The organism is Streptomyces sp. NRRL B-3229, assembly GCF_000719505.1.
In the GTDB taxonomy this organism is placed as follows: domain Bacteria; phylum Actinomycetota; class Actinomycetes; order Streptomycetales; family Streptomycetaceae; genus Streptomyces; species Streptomyces griseorubiginosus.
On record NZ_JOGP01000026.1, the window covers coordinates 69460 to 95966 of the forward strand.

The following is a 26507-nucleotide window of genomic DNA, read 5'->3' on the forward strand; positions in this document are numbered from 1 at the left end:
CAGCCCCCACCGGCCGGCAGCCGACTACGCACCCGGCTGCCCGAGTTCCCCGCCGCGGCCACCCCCAGGCAGTCGTCGGCTGCGCAGTCGTACGATCACCGCCGCCCACGCCACCCCCAAGCCCACCGCGACCCCCGCCGCGGCCATGGCCAGCGCGCGGTGACTCGCGGTGCGTGCCGAGGCGTCCGAAGCCAGACGCACCGGGGGCTCTTGCGGCCCGTCGTCCTTCGGCGCCGCTCCCGTGCGTATGGCGGTCACCGCCGCGTACGGATCCAGCCGGGGCACGTCGGACGGATACGCCGTCCCCCTGAGCCGCGCAGCCGTCTGCGCGGCCGTCAGGTCGGGATGCGCGGACCGCACCAGCGCCGCGGTACCGGCGACGTACGCCGCCGCGAGCGACGCACCGGAACCGATGTAGTGGCCCTTGCCGGAGGGACCGATGCCCACGACACCGTCACCGGGAGCCGCGAGGTCGGCCCGCAGGGGACTGGGCGCGTTCGCGGGCCGGGAGCCCTTCGCGTCGAGGTCCAGGACGGACAGGACCCGGGGCTCCGAAGCGGGCCAGTAGTCCCGGGGCGGCGGAGGCGACGCGGTGGCCGGGCCGGTGGGATCGGGAGCCGCCGCCGCGATCAGCAGCGCGTCCCGCTTCGCCGCGTACGCCACCGCGGCCGTCAGCTCCGCGGAGCCCTGCGCCAGCGCGGGGGAGACGACGATGACCTCGGCGCCCGCCTGCGCGGCCGAGCGGATCCCGGAGGCCAGCGAGGCGGCCGTGGCCGTGCCCCGGGTGTCCGTGCCGCGCACGGCGAGGACACGGGCCGCGCTCGCGACCCCGGCGAAGCGCACCTGCCGGGAGGGCGCGGCCGCGATCAGGCCCGCCACGAAGGTCCCGTGTCCCACACAGTCGCCGTCCGCCGCGCCCACCGACGTCACGCGACCCGCCAGCGCGGGTGCCTGCGCGGCGACCCCGGTGTCCACGACCGCGACCGTCACCCCGGCACCGCCCCTGCTCCCGCCCGCCGTCCGCCACACCCGCGCGAGCCCCAGCGACCGCTGCTCCCACGGCACGGCCTTCGCCACCGCGGACGACCCCGCCGTACAGGAGGCTCCGGCAGCCCGCGCGGAGGGGATCACCGGGAGGTTCACCCCGCCGTCGGCGAGGGGAGCCGCCGCGGCCGGTCCACCCAGAGCCGTCAACGCCAGGGTCAACACGCTTACTGGACGCTTCACTTGACCTCCCCGCCCGGCACGTCCGTCGGCAGCAGCAACCGCAGATCGTCGAAGCCGGGCGCGGCCATCGCGCTGATGCGGCCCGCCTGGCGGGTCATCATCGTCTCCAGGACCTGCCGGGCCAGGCGCGCGTTGCCGAAGGAGCGGTCGCGGGGCAGGGCGTCGAAGTGCGTGCGCAGGGCGGTACCCGTGCCCGGCCCGCACGCGTAGCCGTTCGTCTCCGCGTGCTGCCGGACGATGGTGACCAGCTCGTCGGTGGAGTAGTCGGTGAACTCCACGCGGCGCGAGAAGCGGGACGACAGGCCCGGGTTGGAGGCCAGGAAGCCGGCCATCTCCTCCGTGTAGCCGGCGACGATGACGACGACCTCGTCCCGGTGGTCCTCCATCAGCTTCAGCAGGGTGTCCACCGCCTCCCTGCCGAAGTCCGAGGATCCCGACGGGCCCGGCGGGGTGAGGGTGTACGCCTCGTCGACGAACAGCACGCCGCCCAAGGCCCGTTCGAAGACCTCGCGGGTCAGCTGGGCGGTGTGGCCCACATAGCGGCCCACCAGGTCGGCCCGGGCCACCTCGACCAGCTGGCCGCGCGGCAACACGCCCAGAGAGGCGAGGAGTTCGCCGTAGAGGCGGGCGACCGTGGTCTTGCCGGTGCCGGGCGGCCCCGTGAAGACCAGGTGGTGGCTGATACGGGGGGCCGGAAGACCGGCGGCCTCGCGACGGCGGGCGGTGGCCAGGAGGTTGACCAGGTCCGTGACGTCACGCTTGACGCCGGCCAGGCCGGTCATCTCGCCCAGCCGGGTCAGCGGATCGCCGCCCGCGGGACCCTCGTCGCTCACGGCGGCCGCCGCGTCCTCGCCCACGTCCTGCGGGACGAACAGCGCCAGGTCGCGCTGCCCGATCTCGACTTGGGAGGCGAGCCGGGTCGCCTGGCGGTCCACCATCTCCTCGAACAGCTGACGGGCCGCGCGGCCGTTGCCGAAGGCCGCGTCGCGCGGCATCCGCTCGAAGCGGACGGCCAGGGCCTTGCGGGTGTCGTCCGCCAGCTCGTACTGGTGACGGGCGCACATCGACTCCATGATGGCGACCAGTTCAGGGACCGAGTAGTTCGCGAACTCCACCGTGCGCGAGAAGCGAGACGCGAGGCCCGGGTTGGAGGCCAGGAAGCCGGTCATCTCGTCGCTGTAGCCGGCCACCACCACGACCATGTCCTCGCGGTGGTCCTCCATCAGCTTCAGAAGGGTGTCGACGGCCTCCCGGCCGAAGTCGGCACCGCCGCTGCGGCTGTCGGAGACCAGGGTGTACGCCTCGTCGATGAACAGAACGCCGCCCAGCGCTCTGTTGAAGGTCTCCGTGGTCTTGATGGCCGTCCCGCCGACGATCTGCGCCACGAGGTCCGCGCGCGAGACCTCGACCAGGTGGCCGGAGCGCAGCACGCCCAACTCGGTGAGGATCGCGCCGTAGAGCCGGGCGACGGTGGTCTTGCCGGTGCCGGGCGGGCCCGCGAAGACCAGATGGCGGCTCATCGGCGGCACCGGCATCCCCATGCTCGCCCGGCGCTGCGCGAGCCGGGTGAGGTTGACCAGCGTGCGGACCTGCTGCTTGACGTCCTCCAGGCCGATGAGCGCGTCCAACTCACCCAGCGCGCCGCCTCCTTGTTCCCCCGCCGAGCCGGAGGAGGAGGCCGTGGCACCCGCCGGGTCCGTGCCCTCCGCGTCGCCCAGCCCCCAGGCGTCCCGGCGTCCGTTGTCCGCGCTGGTCAGCCCCTCCACGGCGAGCCGGTCGCCGGGGCGGACCTGCACCAGGCCGCCGCCGGTGTTCTCACGGGCCGTGCAGTTGACCAGGGAGACCGGCGCGTCGGTGTCGACGCGGAAGCCGTCGCCCTCGCTGCGCAGTGACTCGCAGGACGTGAAGGCGCCGCGCCCGCCGTCCTCCACGACCACACCGTGGCCGCCCGCACCGGTCACCCGCAGTCTGCTGGCGGTGAGTTCGCCGCCCTTCTCGACCAGGACCCCGGGGTGCGCGCTGCCGCGGTCGCCGCGGATCTCGCAGTCCCGCAGGGTGACGCTGCCGTCCGGCCCGACCGACAGACCGGGCCCGCCCGCCACCTCGACGCTGCCGCCGCCGACGTACAGGTTGCCGTCGTCCTCCACCCGGACGCCCGCCCCGCCGGGACGTTCGACCACGCAGTCCTCCAGGCGCCCGCGCCCGTCGGCCGAGACCTCCACGCCGTGGCCGCCGGGGGCCGTGACGAGCGCCCGCCGCAGCAGCGGGTTCGCACCGGTCCGCACCGAGATGCCGACGCCGCCGGCGTCCACCACCTCCAGCCGGTCCAGTTCGGCCACCGACTCCTCCTCCAGGAGCACACCCGCCGCCGAACTCCCCTGCACGGAAAGGCCGATGAGCACCGGTGAGGACGACCCGCCGACCCGCAGCGCCGGTGCCTGCGCCGCCTCCAGACGGCAGTCCTCGATAGTGCCGCGCGACCGCTCCAGTACGGCCATGCCGTGGCCCTCGGTCCGGGTCGTACGGCAGCGCCGCAGCCACGGATCGGTGCCGCCGGACAGCACGATCCCGGGACCGGTGGTGCCGGTGACCGTCACGTCCTCCAGGGTGGTGCGGGCCGCGCTGCTCAGGTGGACGCCGGTGCTGGTGTCGTGCACGGCGGTGCGCACGACCCGGGTGGTGCACTGGTCCTCCAGGGCGATCGCGGGCTTGTCGGTGGAGGAGATGTCGCAGTCCTCGACCGAGCCGCGCGCCTCGCCGTTCGCGAGGACGCCGTTGCCGCGCGCGTCGCGGACCGTGCAGCCGCGCAGGGTGACCCGGCCGCGTTCGCCGATCACCGTGCCCGAGGTGCCCAGGTGCTCCACCGTGCACGACTCGACCGAACTGTCCACCGGGGAGGTGACGACCAGGCCCGCGCCCTGCGGGTTGGTGACCCGGCAGTCGCGCATGGCGAGCGAGCCGGTGCCCCGGGCGAGCAGCGCGGTCCAGCCCGCACCCGTCACGTCGCAGCCTTCCAGGGCGAGTTGGCCGCGCGCCACGTCGATGACCGGCAACTCCTCGTCCCGGCCGGTCAGTACGAGATCGGTGAGCATCACGGCGTCCGCCTTCAGCACCACCGCACTGCCCCGCCGGGGCGCGATCTCCACGCTGCCGCGGGCCTGTTCGGCCACGATCGTCACCCGGGTGCCGATCACCAGGCCCTCCTGGTAGCGGCCCGGGCGGACACTGATCACGGCTCCGCCGCGCGCCCGCTCCAGTGCCTCGCCGATGGTCCGGAAGGAGTCCGCGGGGGAGTCCGGGGCGGGTTCCTGGCAGACGGTCAGTAGCTGGCGTGGCACGCCGGAGCCTCCAGTGAGATGTGAGTGCCGTAGGGGCAGCCGGTCAGCGCAGGGCGGCCGGGGTGGCCGCGCCGAGCGAGGTGAGCGCGTGACGCAGGGCCCGCAGGGCGTGGCTGCTGCGGGACTTGACCGTGCCCTGGGGGAGGTTCAGTTCGGCCGCGGTCTCCTCGATGCTGCGGTCGAGGCAGTAGCGGTGTACCAGCACCTCCCGGTGCGGGCGGTCGAGTTCGGCCAGCGCCCGGGTCAACACCTGTGACGTCAGCGTGCGTTCGCTGCTGTCGGAGACGACCTCGCGGTCCAGGGCGGTGGGGATGAGATCCGCGGGACGGGCCCGGCGGGTGCGGTGGGCGTCGATGGCCAGCCGCCGTACGACGGTGAAGAGCCACGGACGCGTCAGCCCCGGTGTCGAGGTGAGCCGGTCGGCGTGGCGCCAGGCCCGGAGCACGGCCTCCTGGACGATGTCCTCGGCCCCGTGCACGTCCCCCAGGGTCAGTCCCTGGGCGAACTGGAGCAGGGCGGTGCCGTGCGTCTGGTAGATCACACGCGCGAAGGCCTGGCCCCCGTCCGGGCATTTTCTGTTCTCCTGCTGCTCGTTCGCGATCACGCACCGATCGTCGGGGCCGCCGATCGGCTGTCGATCGAGTCCGGATCGACTCCCGATTGCGGTGCGATGGCCGTCCGCGCCCGGTGTCCGCCGCCCGGTGCGAGACGACGGCCCCATCTCTCACTACGGAGCAGAGCCGCGTGGGGTTCTCGTCCCCGGAAGGGAATCCGGCCCGCCGAGCCGAGGGGTAACGGTACGGTAACGGTGGCGGCGGAGGCAGAACTCACGGCCCCAGGGCCCCGTAGTGCGGGTGAGCGTCCCGTCCGCCGGTACGAGGAGGTGCACCGATGCGGCGACCCTCACCCGCTCGGCGCCGCCCGGTCTCCGTCCGGCGCCAGAGCGGCCAGCTTCTCGCGCATCGCTCCCGCGTCCGGATGCCCGAGCCGTTCCAGGATCCGCACCCCCTCCGCCAGCAGGGCGCGGGCCCGGTCCGGCTGCCCCAGGGCCAGCCGGGAGTCGGCGAGCGAGGCCAGCGTGTGTGCCTCCGCCCACGGGACCCCGCCCACGTGCCGGAAACGCGCCAGCGCCTCCTCGAACGCGGCGACGGCCTCGTCGTGGGCGCCGAGATGGTGCCGGGCGTGCCCGATGCTGTTGAGGACGTGCCCGAGCGTGTAGTCGTCGTCGCGGGCGCGGGCCAGCTCCAGCGCGGTCGCGCAGAACTCGAGTGCCTCGCGGTGCCGGCCCAGCAACGAGTGGTACCAGCCCAGCCCGTTGAGGATCCAGGACCGCAACCGGCCGTCGCCGTCCGGGCCGAGCAGCTCCAGGGCCTGCCGGTGGTGGTCGAGGGCGCCCTCCAGATCGCCCTGCACCTCCAGGACGACGCTCAGCTGACGATGGCTCTCGGTCAGCGCCGGGACGTCGCCCACCTTCGCGAACAGCTCGATGGCCCGCTCGATGTGCGCCCGCGCGTCACCGGTGCGCTTCGCGTACGACTCGGCCTGGGCCAGCCCCCGGTGGATGTGCGCGAGGGCGGTCGGATCGCCGAGCCGGTCGGCGGACTCCAGCGCGGTGCGCAGGGTGACGCCCAGCTCGTGCCACAGCCCCTGCCGGCCGAAGTGGTGCTCCACGCACCAGGCCAGCTGCCAGGCGTGGACGTCGAAGCCGTGCGCCGAGGCCTCCCTCAACACCGCGACCAGGACGGCCCGTTCGGTGCCGAACCAGGCCATGGCCCGCTGCGGGGTGGTGTGCGCCTCGCTGCGCACCCCCGGGGACGGGTCGGCCAGGACGATCCGGTCCCGGGTGAGGTCCATGAGCCGGGCGGCGGCGTAGGCGCTGTGCAGATAGTGGTCGGCCATGCGACGGCGGGCTGCCGTGATCTCGTCGGGGCCGGCTGTCCCGGCGGAGAGTTCGGCGGCGTAGGCGCGCAGCAGGTCGTGCCAGGCGTAGCGGCCGGGCGCCGGCTCGTCCACAAGATGGGCGTGCACCAGTTCGGCCAGCAGACTCCGCGTGGCGGCCGTGCCGAGACCGGCCAGACTCGCGGCGGCGGGCAGCGAGACGTCAGGGCCGGGGTGCAGCACCAGCAGCCGGAAGAGCCGGGCCGCGGCGGGCGAGAGCGCGTGGTACGACCAGGACAGCACGGCCCGTACGTCGGCCGCCTGGTCGGCGTCCGTGAACGCGTCGAGACTGCCGTGCCCCTCGGCGAGTTCGTCCGCGAGCGCGGCGAGCGGGAAGGCGGTGCGGTCGGCCGCGCGGGCCGCCGCGACCGCCAGGGCCAGCGGCAGCCGCGCGCACAGCTCGACGATCTCGCGCACCGCCTCCGGTTCGGCGGCCACGCGTTCGGCGCCCAGGCGGCGCAGCAGCAGGTCGCGGCCCTCGCGCGCGGTCAGCACGTCCAGACGCAGCGGGCGGGCGCCGTCCACGGCCACCAGCCCGCCCAGCCGGTTCCGGCTGGTCACGATGACCAGGCAGCCCGGCGCGCCGGGCAGCAGGGGCCGTATCTGACCGGCGTCCCGGGCGTTGTCCAGCAGGATCAGCACCCGGCGCCCGGTCAGCACGGTCCGCAGCCGTGCCGCCAACGCGTCCTGGTCCTCGGGGAGTTCACGCGGCGGGACCCCGAGCGCCTCCAGCAGGGTGCGCAGCGCCTGCGCGGGTGGGACCGGGGCGCCCACGGGGTCGAAGCCGCGCAGGTTGAGGTAGAGCTGCCCGTCCGGGAAGCGGGGGGCGATCCGACGGGCCCAGTGGATGGCGAACGCGGTCTTGCCGACCCCCGCGGTACCGCCGATCACGACGGTGGCGGAGGGCGCGTCACCCTCCGGGACCAGCGCGGAGGCCAGGTCGAGCTGGGCCTCCCGCCCGACGAAACCGTGCAGGCCGGAGGGGAGTTGGGCGGGGACGGGGCGGGAGGGTCTTTGCGGGGACGCCGGCTGCGGGGTCGCGGACGGCGCGGGCGTCGCCTCGACCGGGGTCACCGCGTGCGGCGGCACGGCGTGCGGCGGCACCGCATCCCGGGCCACCGCATCCCGGGCCACCGTGTCCGGGGTCACGGTGTCCGGGGTCACGGTGTCCGGGGTCACGGTGTCCGGGGCCACGGTGTCCGAGGCCACCGTGTCCCGTGTCGCACTGTGGCTGTTCGCGGTCGCCGGACCCCCGTCGCCCGGTACGGCGAGCAAGTCCCCGTCCCCGCGCAGGATCCGCTCGTAGAGGCGTTGCAGCGCGGGTGCCGGGTCGACGCCCAGCTCCTCCGCGAGCAGCGTCCGGGCCTCGGCGTACGTCTCCAGCGCCGCGGACTGCCGCCCGCACCGGTAGAGCGCCAGCATCAGCATCTCGCGAAACCGCTCGTCCAACGGATGCCCGGCGACCAGTACGGCCAACTCGGTTACGGCCTCGGCATGTTCGCCCAGATCGAGCCGTATCGCCAGCAGGGACTCCAGGGCGGACAGCCGGAGCGCCTCCAGTTGTTCGCGCCGTACCTGCGTGAACTCCCCGCGCACCCCGGACAGCGCGGGACCCCGCCACAGCGCGAGCGCGTCCCGCAGGTGCACGGCGGCCCCGTGCAAGTCCCCCGCGCGCCTGGCCGGTTCGGCCCGAGCGGTCAGCTCCCGGAAGGCGGCGAGATCGAGGTCGCCGGGGAGCGCGCGCACGACATAGGCGTCCCCCACGGACCGGATCAGCGCCGCGTCCTCGCCGAGGGCCCGCCGCAGCCGGTGCACATACGTCCGCACCGACCCCACCGCGGAGGCCGGCGGAGCGGCTCCCCACAACGCGTCGACCAACCGGTCCACCGGAACCCGGCCGCCCTCGGCCAGCAGCAGCACGGCCAGCACCGCCCGCTGCCGCGGCGGCCCGAGGTCCACCTCGACCGCGCCGCGCCACGCACTCACCGGCCCCAGCACCGCGAACCGAACCTGCTCCCGCACCTCAGAACTCTCCCCGCCGCCACAGACCCCCCGGCACGGACTCTTCACATCCCACTTGGAAGGGACTTGGAGCCGGCTTGGACGCGGAGCGCTGCCGCCGGCCACCTCCCGCGTTACGGCGTCCGGGCGCTGTTCCGGTCGTAGAGTCACATCGGCGGCTGACGGGTTGTCATACGGTCATGAAGATCGACGTTCTGTACCAGCACCCCATGCCGTCCCACCCGCGCCGCAGCGACACCAGGGCACCTCTGCCCGACCCCGGCGAGCGTGCCCGGTTGCGCCGCGCGTGGCAGCTCACCCACGAACAGGTCGCCGCCGCGTTCGGGGTGACCGCCGCGACGGTGCGTTCCTGGGAGAGCGGCCGCACCACCCCCACCGGTCTGCGGCGGGCCGCCTACGCCGCGTTCCTGAGCGGCCTGTCCCAGGGACTGGCCCCGGCCGGCGCGCACTCCGAAGCACCTCCGGCCGGCGCGGACCCCGACGCATCTCCGGCCGACGCGGACCCCGAAGCACCTCCGGCCGCCGTGAGCGCTCCACGCCGGGCGGCAGTGCGTCGCCGCTGCGACCCTCCGTCGGAGGGCTCCCGGCCCCCGAACCGTCCCCGGCCTCCGGTCGAGGGCGCCCGGGCGTGTCCGAAGCCTCGGCCCAGTGCCCCGGTGGCGTCCGCAGCCTCTGCGGAAGCACCACGGCGGATCCCCGTCCCGACGGCCTCCCCTGTGGAGGCGGGCCCTGATCCGGTCACCCCCGCACGCCGCCGCAGATTCCGGCTGCTGGCAGCCGCGTCGGGAGCCTGGACCCTCTTTCTGCACCTCATGATCACGTCTCCGCCGCCGCACTTGTGACGTCCAGCTCGAGCCTGCTCGGCGACGTCCGGGATCCCAACGCCTGTGCCAGACAACGGCGGGCGCGGAAGACGTGGACGCGGACGTCCTCCCGGCTGAAGCCGACGTCCTCCGCGATGAACTCGAAGGAGGGTCCGTCCAGTTCCCGCAGGATCCAGCAGACGCGCTGCTCCGCCGTGAGCAGGTCGAGGGCCTCACGCAGTCGCCGGACCGCGTCGGGCCCCTCGGCGACCCGGACCGGGGCCGCGGGTCCGCTGGCTCGCTGCGCGTTCAGGCAGTGATCGGTGGCGATCCGGCGGATCCACGTCCCGAAGGAGGAGCGTCCCTGGAACTCGGGCAGCTCGGGCAGCTCGGGCAGCCGTCGCCAGGCGTCGAGGAAGGCGTCCCGGACGACGTCCTCGGCCGCGCTGCGAGTGCCGAGCAGCCGGGTGGCGAGCTGCACGAGTGACGGTGCGTGCCGGTGCACCAGGACAGCGAAGGCGTCCTCGTCTCCCTCCGCCGCGAGGGCCGCCGGCAGAACGTCGTCCGGGCCGCAGTCAGCGTCAGGCGGTGGGGTTTCATGGCGAGCGCCCAGCACGGGGCGGCTCCTCTCGTACGGTCCACGTGGCGTCGACCCCTGCGGCGGCATGTACGTCACGCACAGCTTCGGGAGTCGGTCGGCGAACAGATGCTCGGCGCCACGGTCGACCGGTGCGCGGCCGAGGCTGGACCACCGGAGGCGCCGTGCTCCCGGCCGTGCGCTTGCCGGCCGGAGAGATCAACGACCGGGACCCATCCGCGCGGGCGGCGGCAACGGATTACCGGTGAGGGATACAGGAGCGGTGTCCTGGGCCGTCGTCCGTTCGTTGCTGGGACGCACTGTCGGACGACGGCCGCCTCCCGCCACGACAGCCGACCGGCCGCGTGAGGACCGGTCGCCGTGCGAAGAGGCCGTACTCACTCCACGATCGCCATCCCGTGATCCGTCGAGTTCAACCGCCGCCCCCCGTCCCCCGTGCACGTCACGATGTCCTCGATCCGCACCCCGAACCGCCCCGGCAGATACACCCCCGGCTCGATCGAGAAGCACATGCCGGGGACCAGCGGGGTCTCCTCGCCCTCGATCATGTACGGCGGCTCGTGCGTGGTGACGCCGATGCCGTGGCCGGTGCGGTGGACGAAGTACTCGCCGTAGCCGGCGTCCTCGATCACCCGGCGGGCCCGGCGGTCGATCTCCTGGCAGGGGACCCCGGGGGCGACCGCCTCGAAGGCCGCCTGCTGGGCCGTACGGACGAGGTCGTGCACCGCACGTTCCTCCGCGCCGGGTTCGCCCACGTGGATCGTACGGGTGGTGTCGGAGCCGTAGCCGTCCTTGAGGCCCCCGAAGTCGAGGACGACCGTGTCGCCGTGCGCGATCACGCGGTCGCCCGCCTCGTGGTGCGGGTTGGCGCCGTTCGGGCCCGAGCCGACGACCGTGAAGTCGACCTGGCTGTGGCCGTGCCGACGGAGGAGTCGGGCCAGGTCGGCGGCGACCTCCGTCTCGCGGCGGCCGGCGAAACGGACCGACAGGATCTCCTCGTACGCCGCGTCCGCCGCCGCTCCCGCCGCCGCGAGCCGGGCCACCTCGTGCTCGTCCTTCACCGCGCGCAGCATCGGCAGGACGACGGTCAGCGGACGGTAGGTGGTCAGGGGGAGTGCCTCCTGGAGGCCGAGCAGGTGCAGGGCCCAGGTCACGTCGGAGACGCCGTAGCGGCCGTTGGGCAGGAGGAGTCCGGTGGCAGCGGCGTACGGGTCCTGGCCGTCGCGCCAGTCGGAGATCCGCAGCGCGCCCGCGCCCGGGGCGGCCTCCGCGTCGGGGCGTTCCAGGGCCGGGACCAGCAGGCGGGGCTCTGAGCGGGGCGTGAGGACGAGGAGGGTGAGGCGCTCCGTGATCGCGGTGGGCCGGTAGCCGCACAGCCACACCAGGTCGGGACCCGGCGTCACCAGCAGCCCGGCCAGTCCCGCCTCGGCCGCGTCCCTGGCCGCCCGGGTCATACGGGCCGCGTAGTCACTTTCCGTGAAGGGGGCGGGGGTGTCGTTCATGAGGCTCCTCGGGCCGGGGTCGCCGTCCGTTCATCGTCCGAGGGACAGAGCGAGGGACGCCCGGGGCTTACGCCGAACGGGTGAACGTCCGGCTCGGCCCGACCCGGTGACCTGCTCGTTCGCACGGACGCACCCGACCCGGTGAACGGGGAGATCGAGCACATGGCCCACGCGGAGGCCTGCGGGAGTACGTGACCGCGTACCGGGGCTAGCGCGGACCCAGTGAGCGCTCGGTGACCCGGGCCAGGTGCGCCATGAACGTCTCGCGGGCGTCCGGGGTGAGGGTGCGCAACGCCACCAGCGCGGTGATCACCACGTCGCACAACTCGGCCTCGACGTCCTCCCAGGTGTGGGTGACGCCCTTGCGCGGGTTCTGCCCGACCGCCCCGATGACGGCCTCGGCGACCTCCCCGACCTCCTCGGACAGCTTCAGCATCCGCAGCAGCAGCCCCTCCCGCCCCCGCACCGGCTGCCCGGCCTCCAGCCAGGCCCACAGACCGTCGACGGACTCCCACAGATCCGGAGAGGACATGCCGCGCTCACTCATACGGAGCAGCTTGTCACGGCGTGAACCTCCACCGGGTCACTCCCCGTACAACGCCTCCTGCTCCTCGAACAGTGCCTCCTGCGTGTCGTCGGACTGTCCCTCCTTCTCCCGGAGCCGGCGGCCGCGCAGGCCGACGACCGCCGCCGTGGCCAGGCCGGTCACCGCGAGGGCCGCCGGGACCATCCAGCCGCGGTTGACCGTGTGGCCGAGGGCGTGGTCGAGGGAGAGGCGGCCGGGGCCCGTCACCGCGAGGCCCGCCGCAGTGAGGCCGAGTGTGGCCGCGTACTCGTAGCCGCCGCCGGTGTTGAAGAAGCCGTTGGGCGCGTGCACGGCGGACGCGCCGGCCATCGCGCCGGCCGCCGCCGCGCCCGCGGCCGGGGTCGCCAGGCCCAGCGCGAGCAGCGTGCCGCCGCCCGCCTCGGCCAGCCCGGCCGCCGTCGCGCTCGCCCGGCCCGGCGCGTACCCGACCGACTCCATGAACTGCCCGGTCCCCTCGATGCCGCCCCCGCCGAACCAGCCGAGCAGTTTCTGTGCGCCGTGGGCGGCCAGCACACCCCCGGTCCCCAGCCGGAGCAGCAGCAGGCCCAGATCACGTCGGTCGTAAGCGGTCACGATGACTCCCAGCACGAGATGCGGAACGGGACCCCCCTCGCGTTTCCACCGTCGCACCGCTCACACCCGCCCGGAAGAACCGCGCGGCCGTTCGGGTGGCGCCCCCGCACCCGCGGTGTGAGTCTGACGGGCATGACGATTCAGACAGCCAAGCTCAGCGACCCGGTCGTCCGCGCCTTCGTCTCCGCCGTCAACGCCCATGACCGCGAGGCCTTCCTGGCACTGCTCGCCCCCGGCGCGACCATGGCGGACGACGGCAGCGACCGCGACCTCGACGACTGGATCGACCGGGAGATCTTCTCCTCCCGCGGCCACATGGACGTCGACAACGAGTCCCGGGGCGGCCGCGACCTCATCGCCCGCTACAGCAACGACACCTGGGGCGAGATGCGCACCAAGTGGCACTTCGAGGTCGGGGAGGACGGCCGGATCTCGCGCTTCGAGACCGGCCAGGCCTGACGCTTGCCCTGGTGTGCACTCCAACTCGTAGCCTCCAGGCCATGGAGACCACCAGGACACTCGGTCGCAGCGGTATCGAAGTGAGCGCGCTCGGCTTCGGCTGCTGGGCCATCGGCGGTGAATGGCAGAACAGCGACGGGCAGCCCCTCGGCTGGGGCAAGGTCGACGACGAGGAGTCCGTACGGGCGGTCCGGCGCGCCCTCGACCTCGGCGTCACCTTCTTCGACACGGCGGACGCCTACGGCACCGGGCACAGCGAGCGCGTCCTCGGCCGTGCCCTCGGCAAGCGCCGGGACGACGTCGTCCTCGCCACCAAGTGGGGCAACGTCTTCGACGAGGAGACCCGCACCCTCCTCGGCACGGACGACACACCCGCCCACGCCCGCCGCGCGCTCACCGCCTCCCTGGACCGCCTCGGCACCGACCGCATCGACCTCTACCAGCTGCACATCTCCGACGCGGACCTCGAACGGGCGGCCGAACTCCGCGACACCTGCGAGGAGTTCGTGCGCGAGGGCCTGATCCGCGCCTACGCCTGGAGCACCGACGACCCGGCCCGCGCCGCCGTCTTCGCCGAGGGGGAGCACTGCGCCGCCGTACAGCACGCGCTGAACGTGATGCAGGACGCCCCCGACCTGCTCGCCCTGTGCGAGGAGTACGACCTGGCGAGCATCAACCGCAGCCCCCTCGCGATGGGCCTGCTGGCCGGCAAGCGTCAGGGCCCCCAGGACACGGGCGACATCCGCAGCAGGCCCCCGGCCTGGCTCCCGGGCTTCGGTGACGGTGCGACCGCCGACCCCGAGTGGCTGCGGAGGATCGACGCGCTGAAGGACATCCTCACCAGCGAGGGCCGCACCCTCGCGCAGGGTGCCCTGGCCTGGATCTGGGCCCGCAGCCCACGGACCGTTCCGATCCCGGGCTTCCGCTCGGTGGCCCAGGCGGAGCAGAACGCGGGAGCGATGGAGAAGGGACCGCTCACCGCCGACCAGGTGACCGAGGTCGACCGCATTCTCGGACGGTGAGCGGCCCAAGTCCTAACGCGTGTACGACGCTTGCTGCTCGGTCAGCGTGATCCGCCCCGCCTTGATGGTGGCCAGCCGCGGTGCCCGCCGGGCGATCGACGAGTCATGCGTGACCATGATGAACGTCAACCCGTACTCGTGCCACAAGCCCTCCAGCAGCGCCATGATCTCGTCCCGCATGGACTCGTCGAGGTTGCCGGTCGGCTCGTCGGCCAGCAGCACCTTCGGCTTCTTCACCAACGCCCGTGCGATCGCGACCCGTTGCTGCTGGCCGCCGGACAACTCCGAGGGCGCGTGCGTGAGCCGCTCACCGAGGCCCACGGACCGCAGCGCCTCCGCCGCCCGCTCCCGGCGTTCGGCCGGCCTGACGCCCAGGGGGACCAGCGCGGTCTCGACGTTCTCCTGGGCGGTGAGCGTCGGGATGAGGTTGAACGACTGGAAGATGATGCCGATCTTCTCGGCCCGCAGCCGCGTCAGCCTGGCCTCGCCGATCCGCGCGAGGTCGACGCCGTCCAGTTCGACGCTGCCCTCGGTCGGCCGGTCGAGCCCGCCGATCATCTGGAGCAGCGTGGACTTGCCGCCGCCGGTGGGGCCCTGGATGACCAGCTGGTCGCCGTCCTCGATGGTGAGGTCGACACCGCGCAGGGCCTCCACGGTCTCCTTGCCGCGGCTGTAGCGCTTGGTGACGCCCGTGAGTCTGTACATGAGAGCTCCGTTGAGAAGTGCGTAGCGAAGAGGTGAGGGGGTTACGACACGCTGCGCAGCGCGTCCGCGGGCCGCATCCGGGACGCCCGCCACCCGCCCATCGCCCCGGCGATCAGACCGCCGGCGACCGCGAGGCCCACCGCGAGCGCGATGGTGGTGATCGAGACCGGCGCGGACAGCGCGATCTCCATGGTGTTCTGCGAGGCCTGCCCCCCGGGTCCGCCGCCGCCGGGTCCGCCGCCCATCCCGCCACCGCCGCCGCCCCCGGTGTTCCCGAGCTGCGCGGTCAGCTTGGGGCTGATCGCCGTGACCGCGTAGGCCGCCGCGAGGCCCAGGCCGATGCCGAGGGCCCCGCCGAGCAGACCGTTCACCACGGACTCGCCTACGACCTGCCGGGTCACCCGGCGGCTCGGCCAGCCGAGCGCCTTCAGCGTGCCGAACTCCCGGACCCGGCGCGAGACCGCCGAGGAGGTCAGGAGCGCGGCCACCAGGAACGCGGCCGCGAGGACGGCGATCGACAGCCACTTGCCCACGCTGGTCGCGAGGTTCGAGGCGGTGGACAGCGACCCGGAGACGGTCTCGGCGAGATCCGCGGAGGTCGTGACGGTCGTACCGGAGATGTTCTTCTGGATCGCCGACTTGACGGCGTCGATCTGCTTCGAGTCGCTCGCCTTGACGTAGATCGTGGTGACCTTGTTCTTGGCGTCCGCCAGTGTCTGCGCCTGCTTCAGGGGCAGGTAGACGTCGGTGGTGGACTCGCTGCTGTCGGGCGTCGCGATACCCATGACCGTGTACTTGGTGCCGGAGACGGTCAGGGTCTTGCCGACCTTGAGGGAGTTCTCCTTGGCGTACGACGCGCTGACGACCGCGACCTTCGCGTTGCTCTGCGCGGCGGTGAAGGTCTTGCCGGTGGTGATCTTCGAGCCGGCCAGCGGGCCGAGGGTCTGGTCGCCGACGTCCACGCCGGCGACGGAGTAGGAGTTCACGTCGAAGTTGGCGCCACCGCCCTGGACTTGGGGAGCGGCAGTGCTGTTACCGGCGGAGCCGGAGCCGCCGGGACCCTCCTGGCCGCCGCCGCTCCCGCTGTTCCCGCCGGAACTCTGCGCCTTTCCCTGGGTGAAGGACCCGTCGACCTTGGTGACGTTCAACGTCAGTGCGCCGACCGCGCTCGCCACGCCCTTCTGCTGCGTGACCTTGGTGACCACCGAGGACGCCAGGGCCTGACCGCCCTGGGTCATCACACGGTCGGAACTCTGCGTCGTGTCGCTGCCGTTGGAACTGGCGTCGAACTGGAAGTTCGGTCTGCCCGAACTTCCGGACGTGGGCGCCGACCTGGTCTTGGTGACGGTCATGTCGGTGCCGAGGCCGTAGAGCGACTTCAGGACCTTGTCCTGCGCCTGTGTCATACCGGCCGACACCGAGTTGACGGTGATGACCAGGGCGATTCCGAGCGCCAGACCCAGTGCGATCACCAGGGCCGCCTTCTTGCGCCGGCCCAGCTCGCGCTTGAGATAGATGCCAAACATCCCGTTCCTCGAAGGTTCTTGGCGCCCGCTGTGGGCGCGCCCTCAAGGTAGGGACGGCGTATTGGGGGGCCGTGAGGAAGCGATAGGTGCAGGCTGAGAAGGGATGTGCGTGAGCTGAGAATGTGTGCGGCGGTCGTCCACGGCCCGGTGCGCACCTCGCGGTCCCACGCGAGATCCACCCCCACCCGGGCCATGGACGGCCGCCGCCTCCCCCCTCGGGCGAGGTCTGCGGAATGCCGCTCCCCAAGTGTGAAGCTCTTGTGGAGGGCACGTGACGAGCATAAGCCTCCGACCAGTGCTGGTGGGTGTGGAATGACAGATTCCGTTTGTAGAAATCGACCGTCCCGTGCCCGCGCCGTGGCGGCTCAGCCACGCCCCACGTACGGCATCGCCGTCGCCAGCACCGTCGCGAACTGCACGTTCGCCTCCAGCGGCAGCTCCGCCATGTGCCGGACCGTACGGGCCACGTCGGCCACGTCCATCACGGGCTCAGGAACGACCTCCCCGTTGGCCTGGAGCGCCCCGGCGCCCATGCTCGCGGTCATGTCGGTCGCCGCGTTCCCGATGTCGATCTGCCCCACCGCGATGCCGTACGGCCGCCCGTCCAGCGACAGTGACTTGGTGAGGCCGGTGAGGGCGTGCTTGGTCGCGGTGTAGGCGACGGAGTGCGGCCGGGGCGTGTGCGCCGAGATCGACCCGTTGTTGATGATCCGGCCGCCCTGCGGATCCTGCTCCTTCATCTGCCGGTACGCGGCCTGCGCGCACAGGAACGCCCCGTTGAGATTGGTGTCCACCACGTGCCGCCAGGCGTCGTACGGCAGTTCCTCCACCGGCACCCCGCCGGGCCCGAACGTCCCCGCGTTGTTGAACAGCAGGTCGACCCGACCGAACCGCTCCACGACGGCGCCGAACAGCGCGGCCACGTCCCCGGGTTCGGAGACGTCCGTCCGTACGGCGAGCGAGGCGCCCTCCGGCACGAGGGCTGCCGTCTCCTCGAGCGTCCCGCCCCGCCGCCCGGCCAGCGCCACCGCCCACCCCGCCCGCAACAGCTCCACGGCAACCGCCCGCCCGATCCCGGACCCCGCCCCGGTCACGACGGCGGTCTTCGCATTGTTGGTGTCCATGGCCCCGCAGCGTAGGACTCCGTCGGTGGGACGGGTGGCGTGGGGGAGGGCACGGGTGTTGCGGTGGGGGTCGGGGCGGGGCAGGGGCGGAGTCAGGCCCCGAGGTCGGCCAGGGCGTCAACCTGTGAGGCCGCGGTCGGCCGGCCCCTTTGTCGCCCTCGCCGCACCGCCCTCCCACTCACGCCGACGTGACGCTCTCCAAGGTCCGTTCTCCCGGGTAGCGGACGCCGATCCGGTCCCGTACCGCGTCCAGGGTGCGCATCACCGCGAGCGTGCCCTCCAGCGGGACCAGCGGGGACTCGGTCTCCCCGGCCCGCAGGGCCCGCATGACCTCGCGGGCCTCGTGCTTGAGGCTGTTGCGGGGGCCGTCGGCCGGGTCGGCGGCGAACTCCTCCGGGTCCCGTCCGTCCCGGTGCAGCACGAAACGGTCCGGGTGGAAGAAGCCGTTCGGGATGTCGATCCGGCCCAGCGAACCGGTGACCGAGGCGATCGTCGCGGTGCCGCCGGTCAGGGAGCAGTGCAGCGAGGCCAGCGCCCCGCCGTCGTAGGACAGCAGCGCACCCGTCTGGAGGTCGACGCCCTCCTCGGACAGCACCGCCTTCGCCACGACGTCCGACGGCTCCCCGAGCAGCAGATGCGCGAACGACACCGGGTACACGCCGAGGTCCAGCAGCGCGCCCCCGCCCTGCGCGGGGTCCCGCAGCCGGTGCGCGGGCGGGAAGGGCCCGGCGAGCCCGAAGTCCGCCTGCACGGTGCGCACCTCGCCGATCGCGCCGTCCTCGACGAGAGCCTTGAGGCGCCGGATCAGCGGGTTGCAGTACATCCACATGGCCTCCATGAGGAAGCGCCCGCCGTCCTTCGCGAGCCCCACCAGCTCCTCGGCCTCCCGCACGTTCAGCGTGAACGCCTTCTCGCACAGGACGTTCCGCCCTGCGCTCAGACAGAGCCCGGCGGCCGCGCGATGCGCCGAGTGCGGGGTCGCCACGTACACGACATCGATGTCCGCGTCCTCGGCGAGGGCGCCCCACTCGCCGTACGCCCGCTCGATCCCGAACCGCTCCGCGAAGGCCTTCGCCGACGCCTCGGAGCGCGAGGCCACCGCGACCACCTCCGCGTCCGGCAGATCCACCAGGTCCGCGGTGAACGCCGCCGCGATCCCGCCCGTCGCCAGAATCCCCCAGCGCACGCTCTGCTCCGTCATGCCCGGCTCCACCCTCGCTCACCTGACCGCCGCCACCTTGTACGAGCTGAGAGCATAGGTGGCCGGGGGTCCGGGGGGTCCCCCGGGACAACGCAGCACAGGGAGAGGGAGGGGCACATGCCCGAGCGAGGGCATCTTGAGCAGCCGAACCGCGTCGAGGGGTCGAGCGCGCCTGACATCGACGTGGCGAGCGCGCCGGACGCCGAGGTGGCGGCCGTACCGGACCCGGCCGCGCCGACGACCTCGCCGGACGCCGAGGCGGCGGCCGTACCCGACCCGACCGCGCCGACGACCGCCGTGCGCCGCACCGGCCTCCTCGTCACCCTGCTCCTCGGCGGGCTCACCGCCACCCCGCCCCTGGCGATGGACATGTACCTGCCGTCACTGCCGCAGGTCACCGACTCCCTGCACGCCCCCGCCGCCACCGTCCAGCTCACCCTCACCGCCTGTCTGCTCGGCATGGCGCTCGGGCAGCTGGTGGTCGGCCCGATGAGCGACCGCTGGGGCCGCAGGCGCCCGCTGCTCGCCGGTCTCGCCGTGTACGTCGTCGCCACCGCGCTGTGCGCCGTCGCGCCGACCGTGGAGTTCCTGGTCGGCTTCCGGCTGCTCCAGGGCCTCGCGGGCGCCGCCGGCATAGTGATCGCCCGGGCCGTGGTCCGGGACCTCTACGACGGCGTCGCGATGGCCCGCTTCTTCTCCACCCTCATGCTGATCGGCGGTGTCGCGCCGGTCGTGGCGCCGCTGGTCGGCGGGCAGATCCTGCGGGTGACGGACTGGCGGGGCGTGTTCGTGGTCCTGACCGTGGTCGGGGCGCTGCTCGCCGTCCTGGTGTGGGCCAGGCTCCCCGAGACCCTCCCGGCGGCCGACCGGCACACCGGCGGCGTCGGCGACGCCCTGCGCTCCATGCGCGGGCTCCTGGCCGACCTGCCCTTCACCGGCTACATGCTCACCGGCGGCTTCGCCTTCGCCGCCCTGTTCGCCTACATCTCGGCGTCCCCGTTCGTGGTCCAGGAGATCTACGGCGCCTCCCCGCAGACCTTCAGCCTGCTGTTCGGCGTGAACTCGGTCGGGCTCGTCGTGGTCGGCCAGATCAACGGCAAGGTGCTGGTGGGACGGGTCGGCCTGGACCGGGTCCTGGGCGTGGGCCTGCTGATCGTGACCGCGGCGGCCACGGCCCTGCTGCTGATGGCGACCGGCGTCTTCGGCGAGGTCGGGCTCGCGCCCGTCGCCGCCGCGCTCTTCGTCCTGATGTCCGCGATGGGCGTCACCCTGCCCAACGCCCAGTCCCTCGCCCTCCTGCGCACCCGGCACTCCGCGGGCTCCGCGTCCGCCCTGCTGGGCACGTCCTCCTTCCTCATCGGCGCGGTCGCCTCCCCGCTGGTCGGAATGGCCGGGGAGCACACGGCCGTCCCGATGGCGGTCGTCCAAGTGGCGGCAGCACTGGTAGCGCTCCTGTGTTTCATGGCAATGTGCCGTCCCTGGAACAAGCGTGCGACTGAGGACCCGAGAACGGAGGCGAAGAGCTGAGCGCACCGAAACTGCGCACCGACACACCGGAGCGGGCCGGACTCGACCGCGAGGAACTCCGGCACCTCGTCAGGGACTTCCGGATCCTCACCACCGGCAGGCGCCCCTGGGCCGCCGGAGCCGTCCTGGCCGCCGGGCGCGGCCCGGTGATCGCCGTGGAGGAGGCCTCCGGCTGGGCCGTCCGCTACGCGTCCTACGACCCCGAGGCCGACGCGGGCGTCGAACTGCCCCCGGAGTGCCGCGTCCCCGCCCGCGTGGACACCCCCTTCGACCTGGCCTCCCTCACCAAGCTGTTCACGGCGGTGGCGGCGGTGCAGCAGATCGAGCGGGGCACGCTGGGCATCGACGCCCGGGTGGGCGCGTACCTGCCGGAGTTCACGGCGGCCGTGACCCACGGCATCACCGTCCGCGAGCTGCTGACCCACACCTCGGGCCTGCGCCCCGAGCTCCCGCTGTACGACTGCGCCGACGACGAGGAACGCCTCGCCCTGCTGCGCGCCGAGCCGCCCATCGGGGTCCCCGGCACCTACACCTACTCCGACCTCAACCCGCTGCTCCTCCAGCACGTCCTCGAACGCATCACGGGCCGGCCGCTCGACGTGCTCATCCACGACGGCATCACCCGGCCGCTCGGGATGACGTCGACCCGCTTCGGCCCCTGCCCGGAGGCCGCGGCCACGGAGGACCAGCGCCGACCGTGGGCGAAGGCCGACCGGGGCATGGTGCGGGGCGTGGTCCATGACGAGAACGCCTGGGCGCTGGGCGGAGTGGCGGGCCACGCGGGCCTCTTCTCGACCGCCCGGGACCTCGCGGTCTTCTGCCGGACCCTGCTCGCGGGCGGCTCGCACGGCCCGGCCCGCATCCTGGGCCCGGACTTCGTGGAGCTGCTGCTGACCCCGCCGGGCCTCGGCTTCGCGATCGACCAGAAGTGGTTCATGGGTGAGCTGGCGGGCCGGGGAGCGGCCGGCCACACGGGCTTCACCGGCACGTCCCTGGTCCTGGACCCGGCGACGGACACGTTCGTCGTGCTCCTGGCCAACACGGTCCACCCGCGCCGACGCCCGCCGGACAACAGGCCGAGGGCGGAGATCGCCACGAGGGTCGCGCGGGCGGTCCGGGAGACGTGAGCAGGAGGTGACCGGGACCGGGACGTGACCTGGGGCCGGGGCGTGACCTGGGGCCGGGGGCTGACCGGGTTGGGGCGGGGCTGAGGCCGGGACGTGCTGGGCCCAGGAGGTGACCGGGGACGCGACCGCTGACGGGGACGGTCACATACGAGCCCCCGTCCCGGTCATGCCTCGGCCACGGCCACTTGCCGCTCCCAGTCACGCCCGGCTCCCAGTCACGCCCGGCTCCCAGTCACGCCCGGCTCCCCGTCACGCCCGGCTCCCCGTCACGCCCGGCTCCCCGTCACGCCCCGCTCCCAGTCACGCCCGGCTCCCAGTCACGCCCGGCTCCCCGTCACGCCCCGCTCCCCGTCACGCCCGGCGGGGCCCCCGAGGCGGCCGGGAAGCCGCCGGATCCGCCCCGCGCCCGGCCGCCCATAGAATCACCGGGTGACCGCCCCCGCACTCCCGTCCGAGACCCTCCGCGCCGCCCTCGCCGGCCTCCTCGACGGCCTTCCCCCGAGGCAGGCGGCCCAGGCGGTAGACCGGCTGATCGCCAACTACCGCGGGACCACGCCCACGGACGCCCCGATCCTGCGCGACCGGGCGGACGTGGCCGCGTACGCCGCCTACCGCATGCCCGCGACGTTCGAGGCGGTCCACGCGGCGCTGGAGGCGTTCGCCGAGGCCACCCCGGGCTGGACTCCCGCGGGCCACGTCGACGTGGGCGGCGGCACCGGCGCGGCGACCTGGGCGGTGGCCGCGACCTGGTCCGGCGACCGCGAGGTCACCGTGCTCGACTGGTCCGAACCGGCCCTGGCCCTCGGCCGCGAGCTCGCCGCTTCCCACCCGGCCCTGACCCAGGCGCGCTGGCAGCGGGCGAGGATCGGCAGGGACCTCACCCTGCCCGCCTCGGACCTGGTCACGGTCTCCTACGTCCTCAACGAGCTGACCCCGGCCGACCGCACCGCGCTCGTGGACACCGCGGCGGCAGCGGCCCAGGCGGTCGTGATCGTCGAGGCCGGCACTCCGGCCGGCTACGCCCGCGTCATCGAGGCCCGCGACCGCCTGATCGCCGCTGGCTTCCGGATCGCCGCGCCCTGCCCGCACAGCGCGGCCTGTCCGATCGTGCCCGGTGAGGACTGGTGCCACTTCGCGGCGCGGGTCAGCCGCTCGTCCCTGCACCGCAAGATCAAGGGCGGCTCCCTGCCGTACGAGGACGAGAAGTTCAGCTACGTCGCCGCGACCCGCCTTCCGGCGACACCGGCCCCTGCCCGGGTAATCCGCCGCCCACAGATCCGCAAGGGCCAGGTCCGTCTGGACCTCTGCGAACCCGACGAACACCTGACCCGCCGCACGATCACCAAACGCCACGGCGACCTGTACAAAACAGCAAGAGACACCACGTGGGGCGCCCCTTGGCCCCCGCCGGACCACTAACCGAGGCGCCAGGGGGCACTGAACCGGTCCGGCTTCGGCTTGAGGAGAGCGTCGGGCGTGATCTCGGGGGGCGGGCAGCCGTCCCCAGTTACCGATGCCCGCCACCCCCCAGTCGCCGACGCCCCCGTCACTCCCGCCCTCCCTCCTTCCGCCCCTCCCGGAGTTTCCGCAGCAGCTCGCGCTTCTGTGCTCCCGCATCCCGGGGACCGCCGGTCCGGGCTCCTCCGCCACCGCCGCGCAGCGCCTCGCGGTTGATGTTGCTGCGGGTGCCGCCGACTCCGAGCATGTTGCTTGCTCCACCTCGTGCCATGGTCCATTCCTCCCTATCCGTAATCCATAAACGAGACGTCTCGTCTCGCTGCACCACTCTCCAGCGAGACGCACCGTCTTGTCAACTGATAAATTCGCCTCATGGCCACCGAGAAGTCCAAGCAGCCCGCCCCCGACGCCACCCGCCGCAGCGAGAAGTCCCGTCGTGCGATCTACGACGCCGCCCTCGACCTGGTCGCCGAGGTCGGCTACCCCCGGACCACCGTCGAGGGCATCGCCGCCCGCGCAGGCGTCGGCAAGCAGACCATCTACCGCTGGTGGTCCTCGAAGGCGGAGGTGCTGCTGGAGGCCTTCCTCGACCTGAGCGAGCAGGCCGCAGACGAGGCCGCCCCCGGCGAGCCCTACGCCATCCCGGACACCGGAGACCTCGCCACGGACCTCAAGGCCGTCCTGCGCATGACCGTCGACCAGCTCAAGGACCCCCGCTTCGAGGCCCCCTCCCGCGCCCTGGCCGCCGAAGGCGTCGTCAACGAAGAGGTCGGCCGCGTCTTCGTGGCCAAACTCCTCGAACCCTCGCTCCAGTTGTACGTCGACCGCGTGCGCGCCGCCCAGGAGGCCGGCCAGGTGCGCCCCGAGGTCGACCCCCGCATCGCCCTCGAACTCTGGGTCTCCCCGCTCGCCCAGCGCTGGCTTCAGTACACCGGCCCGATCTCCTACGACTACACCGACACCCTCGTCGACTACGCCCTGCACGGCCTCGCCCCGCGCTGAGCCCCCGCCGAGCCCCCCATATCCGCTCCGGGCCCCCCGAAGCGGAGGAAGATGGGACCATAAGGCATGCTGTTTGGACGACAGCGAGGCGAGGGCGATAGATGAGCGCGGAGTCGGGGGGCCGGACGGGGATGCAGGGCAAACTCTCCCAGTGGCTGCGCGGACGCCGGCCCAAGGAGGCCGCCGCCGCGGACGACGGCGGCCGTGAGGCCCTGCTGCTCGCCACCGCCTCCGCGGGACTCCCGCTCGCGCCCGCCGCGTATCCCACCGCCGACTACCGGTGTTCGTGCGACCGCGTCGGCTGTCCCACGCCCGCCCGGCACCCCGTGTCGTTCGCGTGGCAGACCCAGTCGACCACCGACCGCGCACAGATCGAGGCCTGGGCCCGGAACCAGCCCCAGGCCAACTTCATCACCGCCACCGGCATGGTCCACGACGTCCTGGACGTCCCCCTGGAGGCCGGCCAGGAAGCCCTGGAGCGGCTGCACGCCGCCGGCGTCGAGGTCGGCCCGGTCGCCGAGAGCGACGACGGTCGGCTCCTCTTCTTCACCCTCACCCGCGGCACCCCCGAGGACGAGGACGAGTGGTGGCCGTGCGAGCTGGACTGCCACCCAGAGACGGCGGACGAACACCCGGGCCTGCGCTGGCACTGCCGCGGCTCCTACGTCCTCGTACCGCCCGCCCGGCTGCCCGGCGACCAGGCCGTGCACTGGGTCCGCGGCCCCGAACACCCGCTGCCCGACCCGCTGAGCCTGCTGGAGTTCCTCACCGACGCCTGCGCCCGGCACGCCGGCCAGGAACCGGACCCCGCGGACACGGCCTGGCCCCTGCGCCGGTAGCGACCCCCGGCCCTCAAAGGCCCGACCGCAAAGGCCCGACCTCAAAAGCCCGACCTCAAAGGCCCGCTCCGCCCCCTCCGCAGAGACGACCCTCCGCTACGACCCCTCCGCGGCCGTCAGCCCCTGGATCCGTCCGAGCACGGTGACCTTTCCGCCGCCCGCGCCCTTCGCCGGGTCGAGAGCCACCTCGTTGGAGACGAACTCCATCGTCAGCGACTGCTTGATCTCGCCCTTGGTCAGCGCGAGCGCGGCCTCGCCGGGGGAGGGGATCGTCGTACCGACGTGTGCCGTCTGCTTCACGTAGTGGTGCGTCGCGAAGAACACCAGCGCCCCGCCGTCCGCGGTGCGCAGCGCCAGCGGCGCGTAGGCGTCGTTCGTCAGCGGCTCGTCGATGTACTGGGTGGCCAGTCCCGGTCGGGTGGCGTCCTTCGCCCGGCCCGCCCGCCACACGCTGGTCTGGCTGCCGTCCGCGAAGAGGTCCCCGCCGCTCCTCAGGTAGTCCGTGTAGGACTTGCTCAGGTCCTCGGGCGCGGCGGCCAGGTCGGTCGAGTTCGCCGGAACCGCCTCGGCCCAGCCGTCGGCGTCCTTCTTGAACTCCGGCACCTTGCCCTGCGCCACCAGCGTCAGATACGCCACCTGGAACGGCTCGTTCAGGCCGTTGCGGGTGAACACCAGCAGCCAGCGCGCGCTGCCGCCTTTGTTGCCGACCGCGTCGGCGACGAACCAGCGCGGCCAGCCGGCCTTCTTCGGGATGGTGTACGTGACGTCCGACAGCTTCAGCGGGGTGTGCCTGGTGTTGCCGCCGGGGCTGGTCGTCTTCCCGGCCTTCAGCCGGGCCGCGTCGATGGCACCGAGCGCGCCGGTGACATGAGCGGCGTCCAGCGAGCTGTCGTACGCCTTGTCCGCCGCGTTGTACGCGTCCGTGAACTGCTCCAGCGCCTTGGCGGCCTCCGCCTTGGTGGTGGCGGGAAGCACCTCCCGCTCGCCGTGCACCACCACGCATCCGCTCGCCGTCATCGACAAAGCGGTCACGGACACCGCTATCAGCGCGCTCCGGTCAAGCCTGCGGGGCCTTCGAGGGCCGCGATCCCTGCTCATCAGGTGCCTTCACCTTCCCCTTCCCGGAGGCGAACCCTACCGGGAGCAGGAACAGCACGAGCGTGGGGATCAAGTACAGCAGCCACACCGTGACCTGAAGCTTCGTCGGGTCCGGCTGGAAGTTGAACACGCCCTTGAGGAGGGTGCCGTACCAGCTGTCCGGCGGGATGGTGTCGCTGATGTCGAAGGGCTTGTCGTACAGGCCCGGCAGCCAGTCGGCTTCCTGGAGGTCGTGGAAGCCGTACGCCAGCACGCCCGCGGCCACCACGACCAGCATGCCGCCGGTCCAGGTGAAGAACGTGGAGAGGTTGATGCGCAGGGCGCCGCGGTAGAACAGCCAGCCCAGGACGACCGCCGTGAAGATGCCCAGGGCCGCCCCGATCAGCGGGCGCGGGGTGCCGTCGCCGGCCGCGTGCACGGACGTCCACACGAACAGGGAGGTCTCCAGGCCCTCGCGGCCGACAGCGAGGAACGCGGTGGCGACCAGCGCGCCCGTGCCCATCTGGAGGGCCACGTCGAGCTTGTCGTGCAGCTCGGACTTCAGGTGCCGGGCGGTGCGCTTCATCCAGAAGACCATCCACGTCACCAGGGCGACCGCGAGGACCGACAGGGAGCCGCCGAGCGCCTCCTGGGCCTCGAACGTCAGCTCCTGGGAGCCGAATTCGAGCGCGCAGCCGAAACCGAGGGCGAGCGCCACCGCGACCCCGATGCCGGTCCAGATGGGCTTGAGAGCGTCCCTGCGGCCCGTCTTCACCAGGTAGGCGATGAGGATGCAGACGACGAGTGAGGCCTCCAGGCCCTCGCGCAGACCGATCAGGTAGTTGGAGAACAC

Annotated in this window: 23 protein-coding genes; 8 read left to right on the top strand and 15 right to left on the bottom strand. The window is 73.2% G+C overall.

Annotated features, from left to right (window positions below):
- Positions 1–24 precede the first annotated feature (24 nt).
- The 4 genes from IF54_RS0132425 to IF54_RS0132440 all read right to left on the bottom strand — a co-directional run bounded on the left by IF54_RS0132425 (position 25) and on the right by IF54_RS0132440 (position 8525).
- Positions 25–1227 (bottom strand): S8 family serine peptidase, encoded by a 1203-nt coding sequence (locus IF54_RS0132425; RefSeq protein WP_037820934.1) that lies wholly within the window; start codon positions 1225–1227, stop codon positions 25–27.
- Complete coding sequence (locus IF54_RS0132430; protein WP_030325314.1) at positions 1224–4565, bottom strand: right-handed parallel beta-helix repeat-containing protein; 3342 nt, start codon at positions 4563–4565, stop codon at positions 1224–1226. Before IF54_RS0132430 ends, IF54_RS0132425 begins: the two co-directional genes overlap by 4 nt.
- A 43-nt stretch (positions 4566–4608) precedes the next feature.
- Positions 4609–5169, bottom strand: coding sequence for a sigma-70 family RNA polymerase sigma factor (locus tag IF54_RS0132435; protein WP_030325316.1), 561 nt, complete (start codon positions 5167–5169; stop codon positions 4609–4611).
- Between the two features lie 299 nt (positions 5170–5468).
- Positions 5469–8525: an AfsR/SARP family transcriptional regulator gene (locus IF54_RS0132440; protein ID WP_030325319.1), complete on the bottom strand. Its 3057-nt coding sequence runs from the start codon at positions 8523–8525 to the stop codon at positions 5469–5471.
- 179 nt (positions 8526–8704) lie between these two features.
- Between IF54_RS0132440 and IF54_RS42810 the strand changes: the two genes are divergently transcribed.
- Positions 8705–9367 (top strand): helix-turn-helix domain-containing protein, encoded by a 663-nt coding sequence (locus tag IF54_RS42810; protein WP_159002241.1) that lies wholly within the window; start codon positions 8705–8707, stop codon positions 9365–9367.
- On the opposite strand, the gene IF54_RS0132450 is transcribed toward IF54_RS42810, so the two are convergent.
- The 4 genes from IF54_RS0132450 to IF54_RS0132465 all read right to left on the bottom strand — a co-directional run bounded on the left by IF54_RS0132450 (position 9342) and on the right by IF54_RS0132465 (position 12587).
- A complete protein-coding gene (locus IF54_RS0132450) occupies positions 9342–9944 on the bottom strand; it encodes an RNA polymerase sigma factor (RefSeq protein WP_030325323.1) in 603 nt (200 codons plus the stop codon). The two genes, IF54_RS42810 and IF54_RS0132450, sit on opposite strands and share 26 nt — an antisense overlap.
- Positions 9945–10303: 359 nt before the next feature.
- Positions 10304–11428: an aminopeptidase P family protein gene (locus IF54_RS0132455; protein WP_030325325.1), complete on the bottom strand. Its 1125-nt coding sequence runs from the start codon at positions 11426–11428 to the stop codon at positions 10304–10306.
- Between the two features lie 208 nt (positions 11429–11636).
- Positions 11637–11975 (bottom strand): MazG-like family protein, encoded by a 339-nt coding sequence (locus IF54_RS0132460; protein ID WP_030325327.1) that lies wholly within the window; start codon positions 11973–11975, stop codon positions 11637–11639.
- A 36-nt stretch (positions 11976–12011) separates the two neighbouring features.
- Entirely contained in the window at positions 12012–12587 is a 576-nt protein-coding gene (locus tag IF54_RS0132465; RefSeq protein ID WP_037820963.1) for a DoxX family protein, read from the bottom strand.
- Between the two features lie 132 nt (positions 12588–12719).
- Here IF54_RS0132465 and IF54_RS0132470 point away from each other — a divergent pair, with 132 nt between their 5' ends.
- Both IF54_RS0132470 and IF54_RS0132475 read left to right on the top strand, forming a co-directional pair.
- Positions 12720–13046, top strand: coding sequence for a hypothetical protein (locus IF54_RS0132470; RefSeq protein WP_030325332.1), 327 nt, complete (start codon positions 12720–12722; stop codon positions 13044–13046).
- A 41-nt stretch (positions 13047–13087) separates the two neighbouring features.
- A complete protein-coding gene (locus tag IF54_RS0132475) occupies positions 13088–14068 on the top strand; it encodes an aldo/keto reductase (protein WP_030325334.1) in 981 nt (326 codons plus the stop codon).
- Positions 14069–14080: 12 nt separating this feature from the next.
- Here the strand turns inward: IF54_RS0132475 and IF54_RS0132480 are convergent, their stop codons facing one another.
- The 4 genes from IF54_RS0132480 to IF54_RS0132495 form a co-directional block, all read right to left on the bottom strand.
- Entirely contained in the window at positions 14081–14773 is a 693-nt protein-coding gene (locus IF54_RS0132480) for an ABC transporter ATP-binding protein (RefSeq protein WP_030325335.1), read from the bottom strand.
- A 41-nt stretch (positions 14774–14814) separates the two neighbouring features.
- Positions 14815–16299: an ABC transporter permease gene (locus tag IF54_RS0132485; protein ID WP_030325337.1), complete on the bottom strand. Its 1485-nt coding sequence runs from the start codon at positions 16297–16299 to the stop codon at positions 14815–14817.
- A gap of 365 nt (positions 16300–16664) precedes the next feature.
- Entirely contained in the window at positions 16665–17423 is a 759-nt protein-coding gene (locus IF54_RS0132490) for an SDR family oxidoreductase (RefSeq protein WP_030325339.1), read from the bottom strand.
- A 178-nt stretch (positions 17424–17601) separates the two neighbouring features.
- Positions 17602–18624 carry a Gfo/Idh/MocA family protein gene (locus tag IF54_RS0132495; protein ID WP_030325340.1) on the bottom strand — a complete coding sequence of 341 codons (1023 nt, stop codon included), beginning with the start codon at positions 18622–18624 and terminating at the stop codon, positions 17602–17604.
- Positions 18625–18741: 117 nt separating this feature from the next.
- On the opposite strand from IF54_RS0132495, the gene IF54_RS0132500 reads away from it, so the two are divergent.
- From IF54_RS0132500 to IF54_RS0132510, 3 genes are all read left to right on the top strand, one after another.
- Positions 18742–20151, top strand: coding sequence for a multidrug effflux MFS transporter (locus IF54_RS0132500; RefSeq protein ID WP_030325341.1), 1410 nt, complete (start codon positions 18742–18744; stop codon positions 20149–20151).
- 11 nt (positions 20152–20162) lie between these two features.
- Positions 20163–21278 carry a serine hydrolase domain-containing protein gene (locus tag IF54_RS0132505; protein WP_420790756.1) on the top strand — a complete coding sequence of 372 codons (1116 nt, stop codon included), beginning with the start codon at positions 20163–20165 and terminating at the stop codon, positions 21276–21278.
- Between the two features lie 429 nt (positions 21279–21707).
- On the top strand, positions 21708–22697 hold the full coding sequence (locus IF54_RS0132510) for a small ribosomal subunit Rsm22 family protein (RefSeq protein WP_030325344.1): 990 nt from the start codon (positions 21708–21710) through the stop codon (positions 22695–22697).
- A gap of 127 nt (positions 22698–22824) precedes the next feature.
- Here IF54_RS0132510 and IF54_RS42815 read toward each other — a convergent pair whose 3' ends face one another.
- Positions 22825–23007, bottom strand: a complete 183-nt coding sequence (locus IF54_RS42815; protein ID WP_159002243.1) for a DUF6243 family protein — start codon at positions 23005–23007, stop codon at positions 22825–22827.
- 101 nt (positions 23008–23108) lie between these two features.
- Here IF54_RS42815 and IF54_RS0132520 point away from each other — a divergent pair, with 101 nt between their 5' ends.
- Positions 23109–23738: a TetR/AcrR family transcriptional regulator gene (locus IF54_RS0132520; protein WP_030325346.1), complete on the top strand. Its 630-nt coding sequence runs from the start codon at positions 23109–23111 to the stop codon at positions 23736–23738.
- A gap of 101 nt (positions 23739–23839) precedes the next feature.
- Positions 23840–24577 carry a bifunctional DNA primase/polymerase gene (locus IF54_RS0132525; RefSeq protein WP_030325348.1) on the top strand — a complete coding sequence of 246 codons (738 nt, stop codon included), beginning with the start codon at positions 23840–23842 and terminating at the stop codon, positions 24575–24577.
- A gap of 96 nt (positions 24578–24673) precedes the next feature.
- Here IF54_RS0132525 and IF54_RS0132530 read toward each other — a convergent pair whose 3' ends face one another.
- Together IF54_RS0132530 and efeU are read right to left on the bottom strand one after the other, a co-directional pair.
- The gene (locus tag IF54_RS0132530; protein WP_199821274.1) at positions 24674–25675 is read right to left on the bottom strand and encodes a hypothetical protein; all 1002 of its coding nucleotides are present in this window, start codon (positions 25673–25675) and stop codon (positions 24674–24676) included.
- Positions 25635–26507, bottom strand: coding sequence for an iron uptake transporter permease EfeU (efeU, locus tag IF54_RS0132535; RefSeq protein WP_030325352.1), 873 nt, complete (start codon positions 26505–26507; stop codon positions 25635–25637). Before efeU ends, IF54_RS0132530 begins: the two co-directional genes overlap by 41 nt.